Origin of the sequence: Bacillus sp. JCM 19034 (genome assembly GCF_001310635.1) — a bacterium.
GTDB lineage: Bacteria > Bacillota > Bacilli > Bacillales > Bacillaceae_D > Halalkalibacter.
In genome coordinates this window covers 157,345-179,812 of the sequence record NZ_BAXR01000006.1, presented here as the reverse complement: position 1 = coordinate 179,812, position 22,468 = coordinate 157,345, and the positions used below count along the sequence as shown (strand labels likewise).

The following is a 22,468-nucleotide window of genomic DNA, read 5'->3' as shown; positions in this document are numbered from 1 at the left end:
CATGGCTTTTCAAATTTTAATTAATATTGTCATCGCTCTCGTATGGGTGCTATTACAGAACAGTTACACAGGTGTCGATTTTCTAGTTGGATATGTCATTGGGATCGTAGTCCTTTTCGTGTTACGTCGTTTTCTCCGCTTTGATTTTTACTTTCGCAGAGTTTGGGCGATCTTTAAACTAATACTCTTATTTACAAAAGAGTTAATATTAGCGAATATCGATGTAATAAAAATTTTACTAAGTCCGAAGATGAACATACAACCAGGTATAGTTGCTGTTCCAACGAAGTTAAAATCGGAATTTGAAATTACTCTTTTAGCGTCGTTAATTTCACTAACTCCCGGGACACTTTCGATGGACTTCTCTTCTGACAGCCAAACGATATATATTCATTCGATTCATGTCCCTGATAAAGATGCGATGATTAAACAAATTCATGATACATTTGAACGAGCTATTATGGAGGTGACGAAATAATGTTTGAATACATTCTAATGTTCGTACTCGTCGTTATGTCTACCTCGTTACTCGTTTGTTTTGTTCGCACAGTTATTGGACCAACAATGCCCGATCGCATTGTTGCGTTAGATGCATTTGGAATCAATTTAATTGGTTTCATCGCTGTGCTAATGATTTTACAAGAGACGATCGCTTATTCTGAAGTCATTCTAGTTATTAGTATTTTGTCGTTTATAGGAACGATAGCATTATCAAAATTTTTAGAGAGGGGTGCTGTATTTGACCGCGACTGAGATTGTCATTAGTATTTTTATTTTAATTGGGGGCTTTTTAAGCTTGCTTGGTTCAATCGGTCTTATTCGGTTTCCTGATGTGTACGGGCGTACACATGCAGCAACAAAAAGTGCCACTCTCGGCGTTATCTCACTAGTTATTGCTACCTTTCTCTTTTTCTTACTCGTACAAGGGGAATTTATAATGAAGCTTCTACTGGCGATTATTTTCGTGTTTTTAACTGCACCAGTAGCAGCTCTCATGGTTGCTCGATCAGCATATAAAACAAAAGTACCTCTATGGGAAAAAAGCGTTCAAGATGACTTAAAAAAAGTACAAAAAGAATCATAAAGCTAATTCAATAAATAAGGCGATCTAAAAAAGGCTCTAAATAAAGTCCTTTTTAAGATCGCCTTATTATTATAAAGCCTAGCCGTCTATCCTTCTCAACTATAGTTAAGAAATAGTGTAAATTCATGCACTTGAATCTCTCTTATCATCATAGCTTCTTTTGAATCTTCTCCTTAGGTGCGGATGATTTGTTCCACTTTACGACAAATCAAGAAGACTCCCATCTACCCCATTGCTTTACTTCAGGATGAATTTGACATGCTCGTTCATATAGTTCCTTATTTGGTGGCATTTCACCCCAAGTGGTTATCAAAATTTTTTTCACGACAATGCATAACACCCTGCCAATAACTCCCTATTTCATCAGACAGCCCTTGTGAAATAGAATGTAATAAATGTAATTGATCTTTCCATAACAGCGATCCTGAACGATCGGCCATCGAAGATATCGGTGAACTGTGCTCATTTTTGACTATGTCAGCATGTGAAAAATTCATAACATCTTCTGTTACTCCACTATCCATTCTTGCTCTGGACATAGCAGTGGTAAAGGAACTCGATTGGAAAGTCGTTGAATTAGCTAAAATATAGATCCATTCCTTCTCCTCCTATGTTTTAAGATAGCCTATCCTTTCTCCCATGAAAACGGTTCGTCCTTCTTTTAAACCGTCCGACGTAAGCAAGCCTTCCTCTGCTAAAAGAACGACAGTTGAACCGAACGAAAAGTATCCTAACTCCTCCCCTTTTTGAATTGTTTCTTCATGATGTGTCAACTCTATTGAATTAATATTCATTGCACCCACTTTCACGATAGCCATATCTTTCCCTATATTCGTTTTTACTTCTGTAATTACTCTATAATTGCGTGATAATGGACGTTTTCCATATTTAAGACCAATATCATTAACAGGATAAGATCGTTTCCCTAAAGCCCATTTACTCAACACTGTCGCCGTAATAGGAGCATGAATACGATGGTAATGACTCGGACTTAAGTAAATAATCATATAATAGCCTGATTTATATTTACTCGCCTTTTCTAATGAGCCAAGCATCTCTTCTAAACGATAATGTTGCCCTTTTATAAAAAAGGTCTCCCCTTCTCTTATTTTACCATTTTTTGCAACAACTCCATCAACAGGACTTATGACACTTTCTTCTTTTTTATCTATAGTTCTACTGCCATCTTTTAATTTTCTTGTAAATAATTCATGTAAATTATTATAAGAAAGTAATGGCCGGTCCATTTCGTTTTCGTTTACGTTAAACGTACGCACGAAATGTGGTATTAGTGGTTTACTCAATGATGAAGTGGTAAACTTTTTTATGATGATTGAAAAATAATAATGATTCGTCAACTCTACGCATAAACGAAATAAAAACTTTTTCATAATTTTTAAATCTCCTAAAGTCTTGTTCTAGTTTAAAAAGTAACTATATGGTATGATTGTAGAAATGGGTATTATTTGTATCATACAACAAAGGAGTTGATGATATGTTCCTATTACACCAGTTGGATCAAACAGCAAAAAGAATTAAAAGCCAGTTGGCTAATGCTCTAACACTTGTTAATTTATGTTTAGGAGCTTTTGCAATTATATTTGTTATACAAAATGAACTACGCATCGCGTTACTATTGATCACGATAGCTGCTCTTTGCGACAGACTCGATGGTGCTGCTGCTAGAAAATTTAATGCTGTATCAAGTTTTGGTAAACAACTAGATTCTTTGAGTGATCTTGTTTCTTTTGGTGTTGCACCTGCATTTCTGATTTATCAGGCAAGCTTATACTTATATGGGGTACCGGGAATGATTCTTACGATCTTTTTCATATTATGTGGAGCGATTCGATTAGCACGCTTCAATGTAACAACTCCATCATATCATTTTGTTGGATTACCTATAACAGCCGCTGGGTGTATATTAACCTTACAGCTATTAATTGTACCTTATTTCCCCCCATATTTCTTCATGTTTAGTATATTGATCTTATCTATACTCATGATTTCAACATTTAAGGTACGAAAAGTATAGACCAAAAATCTTCAAAACTATATAATATTTGACAAGTTTATAAAATTATGCTTTTTAATTAAAATGGCACTTTTTTTGCACAGTTTGTCAAAAAAGTGCATTTTTTTTAGGTATTTTTGGGTAAAAATCATTGTTTTTCCGTTGAAAGTCTTGACACAACAAGGCTTTCGTGAGAAATTTTAGTTGCAGCATTTTTTTGAACTGCTTGTCTAAAAAAATAAGTAGACAATTAGTTTTTCAATTAAAGGAAGGAAAGGGAGTTATATTAATGAATAAGACTGATTTAATTAATGCCGTTTCAGAACAGGCTGAACTATCAAAGAAAGATGCTTCAAAAGCAGTTGACGCTGTTTTTGATAGTATTACCAATGCATTAGTTGAGGGTGGAAAAGTTCAACTTGTTGGCTTTGGAAGTTTCGAAGTTCGTGAGCGTTCAGCTCGTAAAGGTCGTAATCCACAAACTGGAGAAGAAATCGAAATTCCAGCAACAAAAAACCCAGCATTCAAACCTGGTAAACAACTAAAAGATGCTGTAAACGAATAAAGCTTCGAAAACAACCGGCAAAGTGGACAACCACTTGTCGGTTGTTTTTATATAGATAAGGAGCAGAAGGTAAGCCTCTCAATCCGAAAAATAGCTCTTCTCATGTTTAGATTTACAACTTCGTGGAACGATACATATAAAGTATTCATTTTATCTAAGTTGAAGAAAGGAGCTAAACATGAACCTAGATCAAACGCAACAAAAAGGACAGCCTCAACAAGCCCAAGCACAGCAACCTGGTATAGAGAGCCAAATGAACCCATTGCCGATCTTTGATAACCCTAACTATAAAGGTAGTGATAAATTAACTGGAAAGGTTGCAATTATAACAGGTGGCGATAGTGGAATTGGAAGAGCAGTTTCTATTGCATTCGCCAAAGAGGGAGCGAACATTGTTATTCCGTACTTAAACGAACATGAAGATGCGAAACAAACAAAAGAAGAAATTGAAAAGTATGGTACCTCCTGTACCCTTCTAGCTGGAGATATTGGAGATGAGACTTTCTGTCAGAATGTCATTAAACAAACCATTGATAAGTACGGACAAATACATGTTCTAATCAATAATGCTGCAGAACAGCACTATCAAGAACAGATTGAAGATATCTCTACTGCTCAACTAGAACGCACCTTTAAAACTAACATTTTCTCTTGTTTTCATTTAATAAAAGCTGCGATGCCTTATTTAGAAAAAGGAAGTTCTATTATAAACACGGCATCTATTGTAGCATTTAAAGGAAATCCTGTTCTCATGGATTATACTGCTACCAAAGGGGCGATTGTTGCTTTAACAAGAGCTTTGTCACAAAACCTTGCTTCAAAGGGGATACGTGTCAACGCGGTCGCTCCAGGGCCTATATGGACCCCTCTCATCCCAGCATCGTTTCCAGCAGATCAAGTTGCGACATTCGGTACTGATACTCCACTAAAACGTCCTGGACAGCCTGTCGAGCTTGCACCTACGTATGTTTATTTAGCTTCAGAGGATTCTACTTACGTAACAGGTCAAGTACTACATGTAAATGGTGGAGAAGTCATTTAATCGATAAGCAAAACCTGCCAACACAATTATTGGCAGGTTTCGCTTTTACGCTTTCCCCTTACTTCTTTTATAAAACTCATGAAACAGCTTCATTAACGCTCTTTTTTCAATTCTGGACACATAAGTACGCTCCTTTTATAAAATAAAAAAGACACCCAGTTAAGAGTGTCTTCTTGTTTAAAATTAATTTGGTAAATTATCAACAGCATATTGCGCTTGTTCTTCTGTATATTGATCACCGTATTCTGACGTAAGTTGATCAAATAATTCTTTATCAGACATCGGCATAAGCTCTTGATACGCTTCAGCTGCTTTAAGGGCTTGCTCACGATAATCCACTTCCAGATTATCAATTGCGTATTGTGCAGCTTCATCTGGATATTGATCCCCATACTCAGATGTCAATTGCTCAAAAAGTCCTTTTTCTGAAAACGGCATTAGATCGATATAATTTTGGGCAGCTCTTAAAGCATTTTGAAATTCACGCGGAACGTCATCCGATTCTTCTTCAGATGATTCAGCCTCTTCCGCTTCTTCCGCTTCTTCCGCTTCTTCCGCTTCGTCCTCTTCTTCTACCCCTTCAACTTCTGGTTCTTCATCAACATCAGCATCAGCTTCAATATCTTCTGTTTCCTCTGGTTCGACTTGCGCCTGTTCTTCATCTTCACCACATGCTGTCATAAAGCGATCAATAAAGCCATTAAGGTTAAGCTTAGTAATTTTTTCATAGGAATAGCCCCCTGTTATTTTTAGTACAGGAACTATTATACTATTTTTAAAAATTAATGGAATACCCTCAACAAAATTTGATATAAAAAAGAAGCACCGAACCCTAAAAAGGTCGCTACTACTTCTTCACACTACCATCTTATAACATCCATAATTCAGTGACCAATGGTACAATTGTGAATATTATGCTGCCATCCCAAGATCTACGAGGTCAACGCTACCTTTGTATACATTTATTTATTGATTTTGTAACCTTTGATGATAGGATACTTTAACTTGTTGTTAACGCATAATTCCACTTCCAAGCAAAAAAACAAGCTTTAATGAACTTAGAAAAACTGAATTTAAGAATGTTCACTGCCCAACAGCTATGGTAATAGAAAAATTAACATGCAAAATAGAGAAAGGTGAATTTGAGCGTGCTCAAATTCACCTTTTTCATTATTTAAAGCTAGTTATGTCGCAGCCCCTATCGCTTTTACGCTTTCCCCTTACTTCTTTTATAAAACTCATGAAACAGCTTCATTAACGCTCTTTTTTCAATTCTGGACACATAACTTCTTGATATGCCAAGTTCCTTTGCTATTTCTCGTTGTGTTCTTTCCTCCTCTAAATTTAATCCAAATCGTCCAATGATAACTTCTTTCTCTCTCTCATCTAATACATGAATAAACGTATAAATTTGACTCTTTTCCATTTTCGTTTGGATGATATCTACAATGTCTTCCTCTTCCTCTTGAAGAACATCAATTAGGGTGATTTCATTCCCTTCTTTATCCGTCCCAATCGGATCATGCAAGGAAACATCCTTCTTTACCTTTTTTAGAGCTCGTAAATGCATGAGAATTTCATTTTCAATACATCTCGCCGCATATGTTGCCAATTTCGTTCCTTTTTCTTCAGAATAGCTCTCAATTGCTTTAATAAGGCCAATCGTCCCGATAGAAATTAAATCCTCCGTATCTTCGCGTGTATTTTCAAATTTTTTCACAATATGTGCCACTAAGCGAAGATTATGTTCGATTAATAAATTTCTCGCCTCTGCATCGCCTTGCTGCATGAGACTTAAGTATTTTTTTTCATCTTCTTTACTTAATGGTTGTGGAAAAGCATTATTTTTCACGAATGATACGAAAAAAATGAGTTCTTTCACAAAAAAGGTAATCGTTGCTAAAATTGTTGACATCATTCCACCTCCAACCTTTCTTTACTTATCCTTATGAAAAGTTGGGCTTATTCGTGTCTGTACTCATTAAAAAACTTGGAACCATTATTAATATACGTACATCGTGAAACGTTTTTGCCATTTACATTCCCTCAACATAGTTTCATTTTTCTACTGAATCCTCATGTATTCATGTAAATTCAGAGTGTAACATATAGCTATAACATTACAATTTTCAACATTATTTAAAAAGAGTCCCTCCAAATATATCGTATGTCTTTCGGATTCAATGGAGAGTATGACATTATCGTAATGGATGTAGCATAAGCTGATTTTAGTTGAATGGCTCGAGGATGAAGTTCTACAGTTTGGTGGTGGATGTGGTAAAAACAAAACAGAAAGAAAACCCAAAGTTGATTGGGCTTTCTTTTTATACACTATAAATGAGATATCGAATCATTCAATTGATCTGACGATACAGAAACCTGATCAGCAGCATCAGCAACTCCATCTAACGTCTTCACAAATTTTAGTAATCTCTCTTTTACTTCATTAGTTTGTTTTTTGCTTAATCCCAATGCAGAAAGAATGTCCTCAAAAAACATATCTGTTTCACTAACAAACTTTACACTATGAACCACTAAAAAATTCTTTTGATAACCTCTTAGTCTATTATTGGACTACTTACTAGGCAATTAGACGAAAAAGCGGCTCACGACCTTGTTAGAATACCTTTGGCAATTTACTAGTCTCTCTATGATTTTTGCTAATAACAACGTTCTTTCTGTAAATGAAGCAATCTCTAAATATTCCTTATCACTATGGGCATACCCTCCAATAGGCCCAAGACCATCGATAGTTGGAATCCCCATTGCCGCTGTAAAAGAGGCATCAGAACCTCCTCCTGTTTTTGAATCTTTAATTTTCATGCCGATTTCTGCTCCCACTTGCTGAACAATTCTGTAAAGTTCTTCGATTTGAGAATTTTTCACCATGGGCGGGCGACTTATATCTCCTGTTAACTCTATAGTCGTTCCATGAACATCAGATGTCGCACAGATTCGTTCAATTTTTGACTCTAACTCCTTTGCTTGCTCGACTGTTGAGACACGAACATCCATATGTCCAATTGCAGTATCCGAAATTGTATTTACAGCATTTCCGCCAGCAATCATTCCAACATTTACAGATATTCCTTTGTTGTGATTATTCAAATTGTGCAATTTAACAATTTTATGAGCTAATTCCTCAATCGCACTTCTCCCCTTTTCAGGTTCAATTCCTGAATGCGCCGCACGACCATGCACCGTTATAACGTAACGACCATTTCCTCGTCTGCTTGTCACGACAGAGCCATCCTTACGTGCTGGCTCCATGACAAGTGCATAGTGCTTTCCCTTAGCTTCTTTTTCAATTAACGCACGTGAAGTCGGTGAACCAATTTCCTCATCACTTGTTAACATAATTTGCACATGCTGATAAACATCTAAGCAATGTTCTTTAAGTAGCTTTAATGCGTATATAACTGATACTAAGCTTGCTTTCATATCAATGACACCAGGTCCGTATGCTCTTTTACCTTTTATGAAAAATGGTCGTTCAACAGCAGTTCCTTTTTCGAATACAGTATCCATATGACACGCAATGAGTATAGTCGGCTTAGTTCCTTTAGGTCGACAAATAATATGGTTTCCGAGACGTTCCTCTTCTTTCACGTCAATCTCATATTCCAACTCCCTAAAATAAGGAATTAACACCTCACCAACCTGGTCAACACCCTCCTTGTCATAAGAACCACTATCAATGTTCACTAATTTTTCTAATAAACGGAGCATTTCCTCCTCTTTATTTTGAATATTTTGAACGTTCATTGTTTTCTTCCCCTTATCTCGCTACACATTCTTACTATTACTATATGCAATTCATTCTTTTATTTTCGGTGAATACAACGATTTTTGCAACATATTCTTGTATAAGGGTAGCGTTAATGTCTACACCTTTATTTAAAAAATGAGCAAAAAAAAAGAGGCAGTTCCTGTTTAGAAACTGCCCAAAATAGGGAAGAGTAGAGAGAACATTTTTGAAGCTAGGTCAATGACCCTTATGTATATAATGTAACCTAGGTTATTGAAAAATACAGTATTTATGTTAGATCATCTAACAAAAAAAACTACTTTCCCTCTAATATTGTTATGTTTTACATCTCTAATCATGGTAAATACCAAAAGGAGGGATCTGCATGCAAACAATCAATCTCATAAAGAAACAACTGTCTATCCGGCAAGTAGGTATTATCGGACAGGATCAAATGAATCATGCAGCAGTCATCTTACCTTTAATTGAAGTAAATGGTAAGCTTTCTATCTTATTTGAAGTAAGGTCCTTTCATTTACGTTCACAGCCTGGTGATATATGTTTTCCAGGTGGAAAAATAGATGAACAAGACTCTACCCCAAAAGATGCTGCGATTAGAGAATTTATAGAAGAATTACAGATCGAAACAAACGACTTTCAATTACTCACCGGTTTAGACATCCTCGTTACCCCTTTTAAAGGAATCATATATCCATACGTCGCCGAATTGACTTGTGACTTTAACGATATCAAAGCTAATTTGCTTGAGGTTGATCATCTTTTTACAGTACCGTTAGAACATTTCATTAACCATCCACCTGAGGAGCATCCAATGCATTTTATTATTGAACCTGAATCAATTGAAAGATACGAACAAATCCGTCAAAAAAGACATACAATTCATCAATATTTTTACCACTATGAAGACTATACGATATGGGGATTAACTGCACGAATTTTAAATCATTTCATTAACTTGTTATTAAATTATAAAATTTTGTAACGATTTTAATATAGCTTTATCCCTAATTTATAGTATAAAACTAGCCATTGCTTTATGTTTGGCTAGTTTTATACTGTCCATCCTTAGGTAGGCGTAAAATGAGAATGAAGGTAATAGCAGCTAAGAATAGTAATGCGATAAAAATATAGCCCAATCCTCCTGATAAAGCTTCTTGTAATAATTGTTGTTCACCGCTCGTTAATAATGATCGCTCAGATCCATCTAATATTCGATTTACTTCTTCGATGTTCGGTTCAAAGGATAGCTCCCCGTCCAAATCGGTAAAGGAAATGCGTAAATAACGATTTAATAATCCACCAAGTAAGGCAACTCCAATGACACCACCTAATTGTCTCATAAACATATTCATGCAGTCGCTTCTCCCCTCGATTTCCAATCAACTGTTGATTGGATCGATACGATAAAAGAAGTTGTAGAGAACCCCATTCCAACACCGATGAAAAAAGATCCTATAGCTGCCCATAAGGAATAAGGAATAATCGCTAACGTCAAATACGCTAGGGAGCCTATTAATAAGCCTACACCACCTATGAGGGCTGTATAGCGAAAACCGATATTTAGCACCAATTTCCCTGCAATAGTGGCCGATATTGGCCAACCAATCGACATCGCCGTTAATGTTAATCCAGCTATAAGGGGACTCTGTTCTAAAATAGCTTGTACATATGTAGGTAAAAAACTAGAAACAGTTAATAGCATTGAACCAGTTGTGAATGAAGCAATATTGGCGTAAAAGATTTCTTTACGTCTCCACAGTGTAAACGATACTAGAGGTGCCTCTGTTTTCCGTTCATGATGAATAAACCAGACGAGACCAAATATCAATATAACGATAAGCAACACAAGCTGATAACTAGAAAGAAACGATTCACCATCTAATTGTAAAAAAATGAACATCATCGTCGTCATCGTGACAAATAAAAGAAAAGCACCACCGTAATCCAATCTCTGTCGTTTTTGTTCAACTTTTTCTTTTAAAAATAAAACAAACAATCAAAACAGAGAAAATTCCAAAAGGAATATTGACCCAAAAGACCCAAGACCAGTGAACGTATTCAACAAAAAATGCTCCCAAGACTGGCCCGAGTATAGCTGAAATCCCCCAGATGCTTGATAAATATCCTTGGATTTTTGCTCGTTCTTCTTTTGTATACATATCACCAACTATCGTTGTCGCAATTGGCTGAACTGCACCAGCACCAATACCTTGAATAAATCTTGATAAAATTAAGATTTCCATTGTCCACGCAAATCCACATAGGATTGAACCGATTAAGAATAAAATAATACCAATCGAAAAAATCAGCTTTCGCCCATATAAATCGGCTAATTTACCGTAAAGTGGTATCGTCACCACCTGCATAAGTAAATATGCTGAAAATACCCAACTGAATAGAGCAAAGCCACCTAGATCTGAAACAATCCTTGGCATGGCAGTCGCCACAATCGTCGCTTCTACAGCAGCCATAAACATCGCCAGCATTACCGCTACTAACACTAAGGGGCGTTTCGTTTCGTTCATGTGTAATCTCCATTCTAACGTATGATCCTTCTATTTTAACAAAAAAGTCTACTCCCTTAAAACATCTAAAATTAAAGCCTTCCGATTAATATAAATGCAAAAAAACAGCCGCTAAAAGCTTGGCTGTTTTCAATATTATTTATGATTTTCTTCTTCATATAGACGTTTTTCTACCTTCATTGCATAACGGTGACAAGTCATTGCCGCAATTAACAAAATTCCAAGGGTGATAACTGCAGGAAATTGCCAATCCGTTACCAAAGCTGATGGAATCAGTAAGCCTATAGAAAGAAACGCACTTAATGAAAGTAAAATAAAACTGTATTGTTTATAGTCCGCTATTTTTGCTAACTGATTTTTCATATGCTTTTCAGTCATCCGATCCCTCCTCACTCATTATCATTCTAACATCCTTTTTACTAGAATAGAGAATGTAATGTCCGTTAACGGAGGAAGGTTTATCCTTTTTTCAGGAAAGCACGAATTAATAGAATTTACAATTAGTAGCATTGCGTATTGGTTTTTAGTTTAAGCCATCTACCATTAATAAAACTTGCTTAGCTGAATGAACGGATGCTGTCTCAAGAAATTCTTCATAAGAAACTTTTGCATCTGACCCTGCAATATCTGATAAAGAACGGATAATCACAAAAGGAACAGCAAATTGATAACAAACTTGAGCAATCGCTCCTGCCTCCATCTCCGAACATAATGGCTGATCAAAACGTATTTTCAAATCTTGTACACGCTCATGATCACTCATAAAGGAGTCACCCGAAAGAACAAGTCCCTTTTTTGATTGAATTCCGACTTTTTTGCTGCTTTTTCTGCGATCGCAACTAATGATTCATCTGGTGAATAATATGCCGGCATCGCCGGAACTTGCCCAAATTCATAACCAAACACTGTCGCATCAACATCATTGTAACGAACCTCCGTCGATATAACAATATCGCCAACCTGTAACGTTTCGTCTAATCCACCTGCTGAACCAGTATTTATAACAACATCCGGTTTGAATAATTGAATCAATAATGATGTACCGATAGCTGCATTCACTTTTCCAATTCCTGACTTCAATAAAATAATTTCTTGGCCGCTTATTGATCCTCGATGAAACTCACATCCTGCAATCGTTTCATCTTGACGGTTAAGTAGCTTTTCCTTTAATAACTCAACCTCTTCATCCATAGCCCCAATTATTCCAATTCTCATACCTTTGCATCCTCTCAACTTCTAACTTCTCTAAAATAAACGTTAATTTTGCAAATAAGGATTACGGTCCAGTTGATTCATTTGTACCGGTAACCAACCTTCACCATCCTGCCATTCAAGATAAATTTCATAAGGTGTCTCGCTATTTTCATAGTTACTAACAACACCTCTTACGCTACGTTGATCACCAGCATTTTCAATTCGCCAAACCGTCATTTCCTCTAAACGTAAACCAGATGCATAGCTTAGAGCACGATCCATTTCTTGACGATTAACCGAACCTTCACTAAATTCAAGTCTTAATTCTGACTGAGTCGTACCTATAGGTTCCCATTCACCTTCATTAGGACGAGAGGGTTCATCTTCATCCTCATCTTCCATTCCTTCTTCTATTATATCTTCCTCTATAGGATCTTCGTCTATAGGCAGTTCATGATCTGGTACCGTTGTTATTGGATCCTCGATAATAGGAACTTTTGATTCTATATCCTCTTCATTTTCTTCACTCTCTATTGGATCTTGTTCGTCTTCATCGACAAGCACAGTTCCTTCTTGATTAAAGATTTGCAAAGCAAAAAAAGCAATTAATACCATTACGATGACAATCGCAACATTTAATAGTAGACTTTTCCGCTTTTCTCTTCTTTTCTCGTATCGATATGACTTCATACTACCACTCCTTCAACATGCAGCAATACGTTCGCTATAAGTATGACAACAAGTTAGAGCTTTGTAAATACACTGATCTTACTATTTTATGAACATATGCTGCACTAGCTTTTTTTAGAAGCACTCATAAATAGAAAACGGTACTTTCTTAAAAGCGGACATTTTACCATGCCTAATCCTTTTTAAAAAAAGAGTTTCAAACAGAGAGAATATCCTCTCTATTGAAACTCTGAGTTTTAGCGAATATCGACAATCTTAACTTCCATTTCACCACCTGGTGTGTTCACAGTAACATGATCATTCACGTGCTTACCTAGCAAACTTTGTGCCATCGGAGAATCGTTTGAAATTTTCCCTTCTGCTGGATCAGATTCAGCACTTCCTACAATTGAATATTCTTCTTCGTCACCGTCAGGTAACTCAACAATTGTAACAACCTTACCGAGTGTGACGACATTTTCATCGCCTTGTTCATCTTCGATCATTACTGCATTTCGAATCATCTTTTCAAGCTGAGCAATTCTACCTTCAACAAATGCTTGCTCTTCTTTTGCGGAATCATATTCAGAGTTCTCTGAAAGGTCACCGAAACTACGAGCAATCTTTATACGTTCAACGACTTCTTTTCGTCGTTCAGTTTTCAAAAACTCGAGTTCTTCTTCTAATTTTCTTTTACCATCCATTGTCATATAGTGCTTTTTTTCTTCTGCCACGTCGTTCACTCCTCAATATCCTTCATAAATAAAATAACATAATTACTATTAAACCATTCATATGTAAAAGGATTGCTCAGTATACGGTTTATATATGAAATCCCTTACATGTACTCTATCCTATTACAAAATGGTTTTTCCTTCAATAATAGCTTGAATTTTTGTTGCAATTAAATCAATTGCAACCTGATTTTGACCACCTTCTGGAACGATAATATCAGCATACCGTTTCGTAGGTTCAATAAATTGCAAATGCATCGGACGAACAACTGACGTATATTGCTCAATAACAGAATCAATTGTTCGTCCACGGTCATCTACATCTCGAACGAGCCGTCGAATAAAACGAATATCAGCATCAGCATCAACAAATATTTTAATATCCATTAAATCACGCAACCGTTTATCTTCTAATATTAAAATCCCTTCTAATATTATGACATCTTTTGCCGGAATCGGTATAAATTCATGGGAACGCGTATGGTTCACATAATCGTATACAGGTTTGGCAACTGACTTTCTTTCTAATAAACGGTGCAAATGCTCTAACAATAGCTCTGTATCAAAAGCTAATGGATGATCATAATTTGTTTGAAGGCGTTCTTCAATTAATAAATGACTTTGATCTTTATAATACGCATCTTGTTCAATTAAGACAATCGATTGTTCATTAAAATGACGATATATCTCTTTGGCAACCGTTGTTTTTCCGGAGCCGGTCCCTCCTGCAACTCCGATAATAATCGGCTTATTAATCATTTTCGAACCTCTTTACGCATCATGTTCATTGAGTAGACCGGTTGATCCACTTTAAAACGAACAACCTGTAAAGGATGTCTAGCCGCATCTAATTCTTGTCCGTCTTCATCCCATATTGTTTCTATCTTTTGCACAAAATTGTCTATCTCTGGTCCGAAAAACTCAACCTCATCTCCAGGTCGAAAATGGTTACGTTGTTGTAATGTCACAATCGAGCTTTCTGAATCATAGTCGAGCACAAAGCCAACGAAATCATAATTCGTTCGTTTCGGATGATTGCCATACATTTGCTCTTCAAATGTTGGAGTTCCTTCAAAAAATTGAGGAGCAAAATCGCGATTTGCACATTTATCAAGCTCATCTAACCATGCTTTATCGATTTGAAAATGGTCAGGGTCTTCACAGTAAGCATCAATAACTTTACGGTAAACACTTGTTACTGTTGCTACGTAGTGAATGGACTTCATTCTACCTTCGACTTTTAAGCTGTCGATTCCTGCTTCAATAACCTTAGGAATTGACTGTAATAAATTTAAATCTTTTGGACTCATTGTATATTGTGGATCATCCTCAGTAAATAGTGCCTTATCACCATCATCGTTCATCTCAAATAGATCATATTCCCAGCGACATGATTGACAGCAGCCACCACGATTTGAATCACGAGCCGTCATATGATTACTTAACACACAACGTCCTGAATATGCAATACACATGGCACCATGAACAAAGGCTTCGATTTCGATATCAACATGCTTTTTTATTTCGAGCATTTCCTCAAGCCCAACTTCACGAGCTAATACGACTCGATGCAACCCTTCACCCTTCCAATATTTTACTGCTAACCAATTTGATAATGATTGCTGAGTGCTTAAGTGGACTTCTACTTTTGGAGCGACTTTTTTGCATGTTTCTATAATCAATGGATCGGCAACGATTATGCCCGTAATTCCGACATCCTGAAGACTTCTCAAATATTCTTCAAGACCATCCATATTTTCATTATGAGCAAAAATATTAGTCGTCACGTAAATTTTGGCTCCATATCGATTAGCAAACTCCACTCCTTCACGCATTTCTTCAATCGTAAAGTTACCAGCGTTCGAACGAAGACCAAATTCCTGTCCACCAATGAATACTGCATCAGCTCCATAATGAATCGCAACTTTTAATTTTTCTAAATCACCTGCTGGTGCTAATAGTTCAGGTTTTTTTGTTATTACTCGTTTTGGCTTCTTTGTTACTTCAGTTACTGTAGCCACAGCATTTCCTCCCTTCTTAATACACTGTCTCTTTGAAGAAGAAACCTGTATCCAATTTTCTATGTCTTGGTTGTAACTGTTCTAATCGTTCCACATACATTTCTTTCTTGTCTTCATAACGATCACGATCAGACACACATAAGTCAATTGCCTCACGATAAAGCTTTGTGACTTCCTCCATATATTCAGTTGATTTTAAAATACCATCAATTTTAAAGCTGTCAATATTCGCATCAACCATTTCTTCAAGCTCATCAATGATACAAATGTCATTCGGGCTCATAATATGAGTCCCATTCTCATCCTCAAAAATGGGATAACGTGCTTCCCTTTCGTGATCAAACAAATATAATTGACGATCTTTATCACGACGTTCAACTTCTAAATTCTTCCCTTGAAATTGCATGTAGTTTCCAATTAAAGTGCGTTTTGATTGGAACATACATGTCATACCATGAACTTGAACTTCTATTTCTACCTCAGCATTCTCTTTCATCTCAATAATTGCATCCATGCTTAGTTCACGAGCTAATACCGCACGCTTTGCTCCCCTTCTACCCCAATAATTTGCTGTAAACCAATTCGTAGCAGTTGTTTCTGTATTCCAATGCAGCGGCATTGAAGAAGCAACTTCGCGGACAGTCATCACAATTGCTGGATCACCGAAGACGATTGCATCAATATTGACCTCATTCAAAAAAGAAACATAATCAGCCAGTTCGCCTACTTTATCATTGTGAAAAAGAGCATTCATTGCTACATATAATTTTTTATTTTGGTTATGAGCAATCTCAACCGCTCTTTTAATATCATCTCGTGGAAATTCTCCAGCAAGTCGCAAGCCATAACGTTCTTCCCCGATAATAGCTGCATCAGCACCAGCATTAAATAAACGTTCAAGTGCATCGATATCCCTTGGTGTTACAAGTAATTCAGGCTTTTTCACCATCCTACTCCCCTTCTATCGTTTTATACTAATAGCCAATCCATCCCCCATTGGAACAATTCTCGTATCATAACGAGGATGTTCCATTAACCATATATTATAGGCTTTTATCTTCTCAACAAGCTTTCTAAGGCGTTTTGATTCTACCTCATCCTCAGCAACTAATCCGCGAAAAAGTACATTATCCGAGAAGATCACTCCACCAGTCTTCACATATGGTTCAAACAACTCAAAAAAACGTTGATATTGTCCTTTAGCAGCATCAATAAATAATACATCAAAATAGGTAGATGATTCAAGTTTTTCAACAAACTGAAGAGCATCAGCGAAATACACCTCTATTTTATCCGCTAGTCCAGCTTGTCTAATATTTTGAATAGCCTGTTCATACCTTTGTTCATCACGTTCAATTGTTACGACATGTGCTCCTGTAGCTTGACTCATTCGAATCGCCGAATAACCGATTGCTGTCCCTATTTCTAAAATTCGTTCAGGCTTAATGAGCTTAAGTTGTTGAAGGAGGGCTTCCATCGAGATTAAGTCCATAATTGGCACATGATCTACAACAGCCTTTCGTTCTATTTCCTCTACAAGCAGATCCCGATTAGGAATTAATGATTTCACATAAGCTTCAAGCTGTTCCATCTTCTCCCCCCATACACTTCTTATTCATGGAAAAGAGGGTTGTGTCAATGACACTTCCCCCTTAACATTACTCTTCATCTTCTTGTTTCATTGCTTCAATCCACTCATGACGATATTGATCTCTAGCTTTTAAATGCTCTTCATACGTTTCAGAGTAAATAACTTTACCACCGTAGCGTGCATAGAAATAAAGGGCTTCAGTTATTTCAGGTCGTACAGCCGCTTCAATTGAATCCTGACCTGGGCTTGCTATTGGACCAATTGGTATCCCCTCAACAACATACGTGTTATATGGTGATTCAAAACGTGTATCTTCAATCGATGTCATATACAAATGCTCTCCAATTGCATATGCTGTAGTTGGATCAACCTCTAATTTCATCCCCCGTTCAAGGCGGTTATGAAGTACTCCAGAGATTATGTATCGATCTTCGGATTCTTGTGCTTCCCTTTCAATAATCGAGGCCAACGTCAATACCTCATGTGGCGTCAATTCAAGCTCGTCCATTTCTTCCCCAAGATTATCTAAAATAGCTTGAGTACGATCAAGCATCGCTTCGGTAATCTCCTCGATGGAAGGATTTTCAACCATAAAATCATAACGTGCCGGGAATAGGTAGCCTTCTAACGGATAGCGAATATCATTATCTAAAACAACTTCAGTCAACATGTCATATTGTTCAATTAGCGTACTCACATACTCCTTATCATGAACAACTTCTTCAATATCCTCTACCTTATGCTCCGTTTCATTTGCTATGATTTCAATCATATGCTCTAGCCATAATCCTTCTGGGATCGTAAAGGTGAGTTCAGGCTCCTGCATAACAGTACCATCTTTTAAGGAATCAATTATTTCATCCATCGTCATTCCAGTATTTAGACGATAATCACCCGCTTGAAATCCAGATTCATTTTTATAGCGTACATAATAGCGAAAAATCGTACCGTTTCGAACAAGTCCTTCTTCTTCTAGTATTGTTCCAATATGATTTGATGTCGAACCAATTGGAATCGTAACCTCAATTTCTTTTGGCGAATTTTCATCTACAGGACTTAATGCATTCGTTATGTAAGCATAAGCACTTACACCTGCGATCGCTCCGATTATAATCAAACCAAGAAACGTAAAAAAGACAATACGCCTAACAATGCGAGCTTGTATCGCTCGTTCGTGATACAACGAATTTCTCGGTTTATCTTTGGAATTAGACATTATTCTCCTCCTTCCACCGTATCATTATACTATATTTTTCAAATAAGTCAGTAAGAAAAATTATAAAAATCAAATTTAAAGCTTGAACTAAGATTATACGGTGGACTTAACAAGCATCTAATTCTTGTTTTAATGATAATAGAACGATCTCAAAATGCTTTTTTGTATAAAAAAGGCATTTCGGTGTGAAAATACACAACTCGAAATACCTATTAATATTCCAACTTTTATTCTTGGTCGTCAGTAAATGTGTTTAACATTTCTTCAACCATATCCCATTCTTGATCTGATTCTAGTGGGAATAAGGCAATATCATTTTCCTCGCCTTCACGATCTTCAAAACGAAACGCAAACACTTCCACTTCTTCATCGGAATCATCTTGCTCTGAGCCAACAGGCGTAAGTAAAATATATGACTGATCTGATTCATCAACATGAAACCGGAAAAGCTCATCAAATAAATGCTCATCACCATTCTCGTCAGGAATCACTATTCGTTCTTTCTCTTCGTTTTGCATAATACACCTCTTATCTTTTTTTATGATCTAAATAGCCTTGTAAAATCATAACCGCAGCCATTTTATCAATGACTTTCTTCCGCTTTTTCCGACTTACATCAGCGGAAATGAGCATTTTTCAGCAGCGACGGTCGTAAGACGTTCATCCCATAACGTAATTTCACAAGCGACAAGCTCTTTCAGCTGCTCAGCAAATTCTTGACTACGTTCACCACTCGGACCAATCGTACCGTTCATGTTTTTCGGCAAACCGACTACAACCTGCTCAACACCGTACTCTTTTATCAGATCTGCTATTTTTTGCATATCTTTTTGTGGTTCATCTTCGTCACGTCTTAATGTCTCAAGACCTTGAGCCGTCCACCCTAGTTCATCGCTTAACGCAATGCCAACTGTTTTTGTACCTACATCTAAGCCTAATGCTCTCATCCAATCTCCTTTTGGTGTTGTGCGAGATATGATTTTACTAGTTCTTCGATTAATTCATCACGCTCTAGCTTGCGAATGAGTGTACGTGCATCCTTATGACGGGGAATATACGCAGGATCGCCTGACAGTAAATATCCGACAATTTGGTTGATCGGGTTGTAACCTTTCTCCTCTAGTGATTCATAAACAGAAAGGAGCACCTCTTGGACGTCTACATCAACCGAATCATCATGAAAATCAAATTGCATCGTTTTGTCCATAGAGCTCATCACAGACACCTCTTTCATTCATTGCTAGTCTCTTTTTTACCCAAAAAAGCTAGCTTGTCTCTTGCTTCCATTGTACACCAAATCAATTCATTTAGGAAATTGTATTTACATATTCATGAACAAAAGCAAGAGCACTCTCAAGGTCAGCTGGCTGCTTCCCACCCGCTTGTGCCATATCTGGACGGCCTCCACCGCCTCCACCACAGCGTGTTGCCACTTCCTTGACTAGCTTTCCAGCATGGTAGCCAGAATCAATTAAATCTTTCGTTACGCCCGCAACAATATTAACTTTTTCACCTGATACCGCCCCAAGAACTATAATACCTGATGATAAGTCTTTCTTTAACTTATCAACTATTGCACGTAAACCATCCATATCCGCAGCATTTACTTTTTTCGCAAGCACTTTAACACCGTTAATTTCAACAGCATCGTCAATTAGGGTTCCAGCTTCCATGTTACCCAATTTTGCCGATAAAGATTCATTCTCGCGTTGAAGTTCTTTCAATTGTTGATTTAATGACTCTAACCGTTGCACAACATCTTCTACTCGTTTTGCTTTTACTAGTGAAGCAGCTTCTTGAAGAACGTTTAGTTGACTACCCATATACTCATAAGCACCCTGTGCCGTTACTGCTTCAATACGCCTTACGCCTGCACCAATTCCTGATTCACTCACAAGCTTACATAAGCCAATTTCAGCCGTATTTCGAACATGACAACCACCACAAAGCTCCAAACTATAATCGCCGACTTTGACAACTCGCACCGTTTCTCCATATTTTTCACCAAAAAGTGCCATTGCCCCCATAGCCTTTGCTTCATCAAGCTTTTTTAATGAAATATCAACATCGATAGCTTGCCAAATTTGTTCATTAATCTTTTCTTCGATTTGAGCAAGCTCTTCCTTCGTCACCTGCCCGAAATGCGAAAAATCGAAACGTAGACGTTCAGCAGATACAAGCGATCCAGCTTGATTCACATGCTCTCCAAGAACATCCTTTAACGCCTGATGTAATAAATGAGTGGCTGTGTGGTTTTTTATAATCGCCTTTCTACTTGCTGGATCAACTTCGGCTATAGCCGTCGCTCCTTCGGTTATCACACCTTCCTTAATAACAACTGTATGTAGATGCTGTCCATTAGGAGCTTTTGTTACATCTTGAACCTCAGCAACAAAGCCTTCTCCGCGAATTTGACCGATATCAGCAATCTGTCCACCACTTACAGCATAAAAAGGCGTGTTACTTAACATAATCTGAACTTGGTCTTGTTCGTTTGCTTTCTTAGTTATTTCTTTGTTCGCAATGATCACTTCAATTTTTGTATTCTCCACAACAAGTGTGTCATAACCAACAAAATCACTATTAACTGTAATTTGGCCAAGAAGTTCATCTTGAACTTGCATAGAACCAGATTCTTGTCTCGCCGAACGTGCTCGTGAACGCTGGCCTTCCATTTCCCGTTCAAAACCTTCACGATCTATAGTTAAGCCTTGTTCTTCAACATACTCCTCAGTTAAATCGACTGGAAAACCATACGTATCATAAAGTCGGAATACATCAGCCCAGATATGACCTGCTTATTCTTCGCTTTCGCCTCTTCTAGAATCTTACTTAAAATACTTAAGCCTTCATGTAACGTTTCATGGAATCGTTCTTCTTCATTTTTAATAACCTTTTGAACAAACTCTGTCTTTTCTCTCACTTCAGGATAGAAATCAACCATAATGTTGCCAACGACCGGAACGAGCTCATACATAAATGGACGATCTATCCCGATTAATTTTGCATAACGTACGGCACGACGTAATAGACGACGCAATACATACCCTCTACCTTCATTTGATGGCAATGCTCCATCTGTGACCGCAAATGTAACGGTTCTAACATGATCAGCAATCACTTTAAAGGCAACGTCAAGATCTTCATTCTTACCATAGGTTTGTCCAGAAATTGGTTCAGTTGCTTTTATAATTGGCATAAACAAATCCGTTTCAAAGTTAGTCGGGACATCTTGAATAACGGATACCATTCGCTCTAGCCCCATACCTGTATCAATGTTCTTCTTAGGCAGAGGTGTATATGTACCATCTGGATTATGATTAAATTGTGAGAATACTAAATTCCAAACTTCTAGATAACGGTCATTTTCTCCACCTGGATAAAGCTCAGGATTTTCAGGGTCATTCCCATACTCTTCACCACGATCATAGAAAATTTCTGTATTAGGACCACTAGGACCTTCCCCTATATCCCAGAAATTCCCTTCCAATCGAATGATACGTTCAGCTGGTACTCCAATCTTATCGTGCCAATAAGCATATGCTTCATGATCTTCAGGATGCACCGTTACTGATAATTTTTCAGGATCAAATCCAATCCACTTCTCACTTGTTAAAAACTCCCACGCCCACTCAATCGCTTCTTCCTTAAAATAATCGCCAATTGAAAAGTTCCCTAACATTTCAAAAAATGTGTGGTGTCTAGCAGTCTTTCCAACGTTCTCGATATCATTAGTTCGAATTGATTTCTGTGCATTTGTAATCCGTGGGTTTGTAGGGATAACACGACCATCAAAATATTTCTTCAATGTTGCCACACCACTATTAATCCATAATAAAGTTGGGTCATCATGTGGGACGAGCGAAGCACTCGGTTCAATATCATGACCCTTTTCTTTAAAAAAGTCCAAATACATTTGTCTTACTTGTGCGGATGTTAACTGTTTCATCATTATCGTCTCCTTTTACATGTAATTGGTGTATGACCGTACTATGTATATAGAAAAAAGCCCCCACTCCCTTAAACAAAGGGACGAGAGCTTGA

Annotated in this window: 25 protein-coding genes, 4 pseudogenes and 1 other annotated feature (1 of these 30 cut by a window edge); of the genes and pseudogenes, 7 read left to right on the top strand and 22 right to left on the bottom strand. The window is 37.2% G+C overall.

The genetic code is table 11. The annotated features are described in order from the left end of the window. The first annotated feature begins 1 nt into the window (after position 1). From JCM19034_RS11885 to mnhG, 3 genes are read left to right on the top strand one after another with little or no spacing between them, the layout of a single operon-like run. Positions 2–478, top strand: coding sequence for a Na+/H+ antiporter subunit E (locus JCM19034_RS11885; protein ID WP_062049978.1), 477 nt, complete (start codon positions 2–4; stop codon positions 476–478). Beyond that, complete coding sequence (locus JCM19034_RS11880) at positions 478–753, top strand: Na(+)/H(+) antiporter subunit F1 (RefSeq protein WP_062049976.1); 276 nt, start codon at positions 478–480, stop codon at positions 751–753. Before JCM19034_RS11885 ends, JCM19034_RS11880 begins: the two co-directional genes overlap by 1 nt. After that, positions 740–1,084, top strand: coding sequence for a monovalent cation/H(+) antiporter subunit G (gene mnhG / locus JCM19034_RS11875; RefSeq protein WP_062049974.1), 345 nt, complete (start codon positions 740–742; stop codon positions 1,082–1,084). Before JCM19034_RS11880 ends, mnhG begins: the two co-directional genes overlap by 14 nt. Before the next feature lie 608 nt (positions 1,085–1,692). Here mnhG and JCM19034_RS11865 read toward each other — a convergent pair. Then, positions 1,693–2,475: a phosphatidylserine decarboxylase gene (locus JCM19034_RS11865; protein WP_062049970.1), complete on the bottom strand. Its 783-nt coding sequence runs from the start codon at positions 2,473–2,475 to the stop codon at positions 1,693–1,695. Between the two features lie 104 nt (positions 2,476–2,579). Between JCM19034_RS11865 and pssA the strand changes: the two genes are divergently transcribed. The 3 genes from pssA to JCM19034_RS11850 all read left to right on the top strand — a co-directional run bounded on the left by pssA (position 2,580) and on the right by JCM19034_RS11850 (position 4,705). Next, complete coding sequence (gene pssA, locus JCM19034_RS11860; protein ID WP_062049968.1) at positions 2,580–3,119, top strand: CDP-diacylglycerol--serine O-phosphatidyltransferase; 540 nt, start codon at positions 2,580–2,582, stop codon at positions 3,117–3,119. Between the two features lie 268 nt (positions 3,120–3,387). Continuing rightward, positions 3,388–3,663 (top strand): HU family DNA-binding protein, encoded by a 276-nt coding sequence (locus JCM19034_RS11855; RefSeq protein ID WP_062049966.1) that lies wholly within the window; start codon positions 3,388–3,390, stop codon positions 3,661–3,663. Positions 3,664–3,841: 178 nt separating this feature from the next. Further along, complete coding sequence (locus JCM19034_RS11850; RefSeq protein ID WP_062049964.1) at positions 3,842–4,705, top strand: SDR family oxidoreductase; 864 nt, start codon at positions 3,842–3,844, stop codon at positions 4,703–4,705. A gap of 45 nt (positions 4,706–4,750) precedes the next feature. Here the strand turns inward: JCM19034_RS11850 and JCM19034_RS23235 are convergent. The 5 genes and pseudogenes from JCM19034_RS23235 to JCM19034_RS11830 form a co-directional block, all read right to left on the bottom strand. After that, positions 4,751–4,834, bottom strand: a pseudogene (locus JCM19034_RS23235) (RNA polymerase subunit sigma-70); the annotation flags it as partial. Positions 4,835–4,888: 54 nt separating this feature from the next. Continuing rightward, complete coding sequence (locus tag JCM19034_RS11845; protein ID WP_062049962.1) at positions 4,889–5,386, bottom strand: Ltp family lipoprotein; 498 nt, start codon at positions 5,384–5,386, stop codon at positions 4,889–4,891. Positions 5,387–5,912: 526 nt separating this feature from the next. Continuing rightward, a complete protein-coding gene (sigK, locus tag JCM19034_RS11840; protein ID WP_062049960.1) occupies positions 5,913–6,620 on the bottom strand; it encodes an RNA polymerase sporulation sigma factor SigK in 708 nt (235 codons plus the stop codon). A 416-nt stretch (positions 6,621–7,036) separates the two neighbouring features. Beyond that, positions 7,037–7,240, bottom strand: coding sequence for a hypothetical protein (locus JCM19034_RS11835; protein WP_062049958.1), 204 nt, complete (start codon positions 7,238–7,240; stop codon positions 7,037–7,039). A 54-nt stretch (positions 7,241–7,294) separates the two neighbouring features. Next, positions 7,295–8,470, bottom strand: coding sequence for a M20 family metallopeptidase (locus JCM19034_RS11830; RefSeq protein ID WP_062049956.1), 1,176 nt, complete (start codon positions 8,468–8,470; stop codon positions 7,295–7,297). A gap of 368 nt (positions 8,471–8,838) precedes the next feature. On the opposite strand from JCM19034_RS11830, the gene JCM19034_RS11825 reads away from it, so the two are divergent. Further along, entirely contained in the window at positions 8,839–9,456 is a 618-nt protein-coding gene (locus tag JCM19034_RS11825; RefSeq protein WP_062049954.1) for a CoA pyrophosphatase, read from the top strand. A gap of 52 nt (positions 9,457–9,508) precedes the next feature. Here JCM19034_RS11825 and JCM19034_RS25020 read toward each other — a convergent pair whose 3' ends face one another. From JCM19034_RS25020 to alaS, 16 genes and pseudogenes are all read right to left on the bottom strand, one after another. Beyond that, positions 9,509–9,826, bottom strand: coding sequence for a hypothetical protein (locus JCM19034_RS25020; protein WP_370621915.1), 318 nt, complete (start codon positions 9,824–9,826; stop codon positions 9,509–9,511). Continuing rightward, positions 9,823–10,470, bottom strand: a complete 648-nt coding sequence (locus JCM19034_RS25015; RefSeq protein WP_370621914.1) for an MFS transporter — start codon at positions 10,468–10,470, stop codon at positions 9,823–9,825. The genes JCM19034_RS25020 and JCM19034_RS25015 overlap by 4 nt, the downstream gene beginning before the upstream one ends. Beyond that, positions 10,439–10,999 carry an MFS transporter gene (locus tag JCM19034_RS25010; protein WP_370621913.1) on the bottom strand — a complete coding sequence of 187 codons (561 nt, stop codon included), beginning with the start codon at positions 10,997–10,999 and terminating at the stop codon, positions 10,439–10,441. Before JCM19034_RS25010 ends, JCM19034_RS25015 begins: the two co-directional genes overlap by 32 nt. 135 nt (positions 11,000–11,134) lie before the next feature. Continuing rightward, positions 11,135–11,377: a YrhC family protein gene (locus JCM19034_RS11815; RefSeq protein WP_062049952.1), complete on the bottom strand. Its 243-nt coding sequence runs from the start codon at positions 11,375–11,377 to the stop codon at positions 11,135–11,137. A gap of 145 nt (positions 11,378–11,522) precedes the next feature. After that, positions 11,523–12,214: pseudogene (gene mtnN / locus JCM19034_RS11810) on the bottom strand (5'-methylthioadenosine/S-adenosylhomocysteine nucleosidase). Positions 12,215–12,256: 42 nt separating this feature from the next. Further along, positions 12,257–12,883: a YrrS family protein gene (locus JCM19034_RS11805; protein WP_062049950.1), complete on the bottom strand. Its 627-nt coding sequence runs from the start codon at positions 12,881–12,883 to the stop codon at positions 12,257–12,259. Between the two features lie 236 nt (positions 12,884–13,119). Then, positions 13,120–13,596 (bottom strand): transcription elongation factor GreA, encoded by a 477-nt coding sequence (gene greA / locus JCM19034_RS11800; RefSeq protein WP_062049948.1) that lies wholly within the window; start codon positions 13,594–13,596, stop codon positions 13,120–13,122. 123 nt (positions 13,597–13,719) lie between these two features. Then, complete coding sequence (udk, locus tag JCM19034_RS11795) at positions 13,720–14,355, bottom strand: uridine kinase (protein WP_062049946.1); 636 nt, start codon at positions 14,353–14,355, stop codon at positions 13,720–13,722. Beyond that, on the bottom strand, positions 14,352–15,617 hold the full coding sequence (locus JCM19034_RS11790) for a U32 family peptidase (protein ID WP_062049944.1): 1,266 nt from the start codon (positions 15,615–15,617) through the stop codon (positions 14,352–14,354). Before JCM19034_RS11790 ends, udk begins: the two co-directional genes overlap by 4 nt. A 16-nt stretch (positions 15,618–15,633) precedes the next feature. Beyond that, positions 15,634–16,563, bottom strand: a complete 930-nt coding sequence (locus tag JCM19034_RS11785; RefSeq protein ID WP_062050088.1) for a peptidase U32 family protein — start codon at positions 16,561–16,563, stop codon at positions 15,634–15,636. A 15-nt stretch (positions 16,564–16,578) separates the two neighbouring features. Next, positions 16,579–17,208, bottom strand: coding sequence for an O-methyltransferase (locus tag JCM19034_RS11780; RefSeq protein ID WP_062049942.1), 630 nt, complete (start codon positions 17,206–17,208; stop codon positions 16,579–16,581). A 67-nt stretch (positions 17,209–17,275) separates the two neighbouring features. Beyond that, positions 17,276–18,424: an endolytic transglycosylase MltG gene (mltG, locus tag JCM19034_RS11775; RefSeq protein ID WP_062049940.1), complete on the bottom strand. Its 1,149-nt coding sequence runs from the start codon at positions 18,422–18,424 to the stop codon at positions 17,276–17,278. Positions 18,425–18,651: 227 nt separating this feature from the next. Next, positions 18,652–18,942, bottom strand: a complete 291-nt coding sequence (locus JCM19034_RS11770) for a DUF1292 domain-containing protein (RefSeq protein ID WP_062049938.1) — start codon at positions 18,940–18,942, stop codon at positions 18,652–18,654. A 10-nt stretch (positions 18,943–18,952) separates the two neighbouring features. Further along, positions 18,953–19,371, bottom strand: a pseudogene (gene ruvX / locus JCM19034_RS11765) (Holliday junction resolvase RuvX). Then, on the bottom strand, positions 19,368–19,640 hold the full coding sequence (locus JCM19034_RS11760) for an IreB family regulatory phosphoprotein (RefSeq protein ID WP_062049936.1): 273 nt from the start codon (positions 19,638–19,640) through the stop codon (positions 19,368–19,370). The pseudogene ruvX and the gene JCM19034_RS11760 overlap by 4 nt, the downstream one beginning before the upstream one ends. 91 nt (positions 19,641–19,731) lie before the next feature. Beyond that, a pseudogene (gene alaS / locus JCM19034_RS11755) lies at positions 19,732–22,373 on the bottom strand (alanine--tRNA ligase). A gap of 76 nt (positions 22,374–22,449) precedes the next feature. After that, positions 22,450–22,468, bottom strand: a binding site (T-box leader) (it continues 184 nt past the right edge of the window).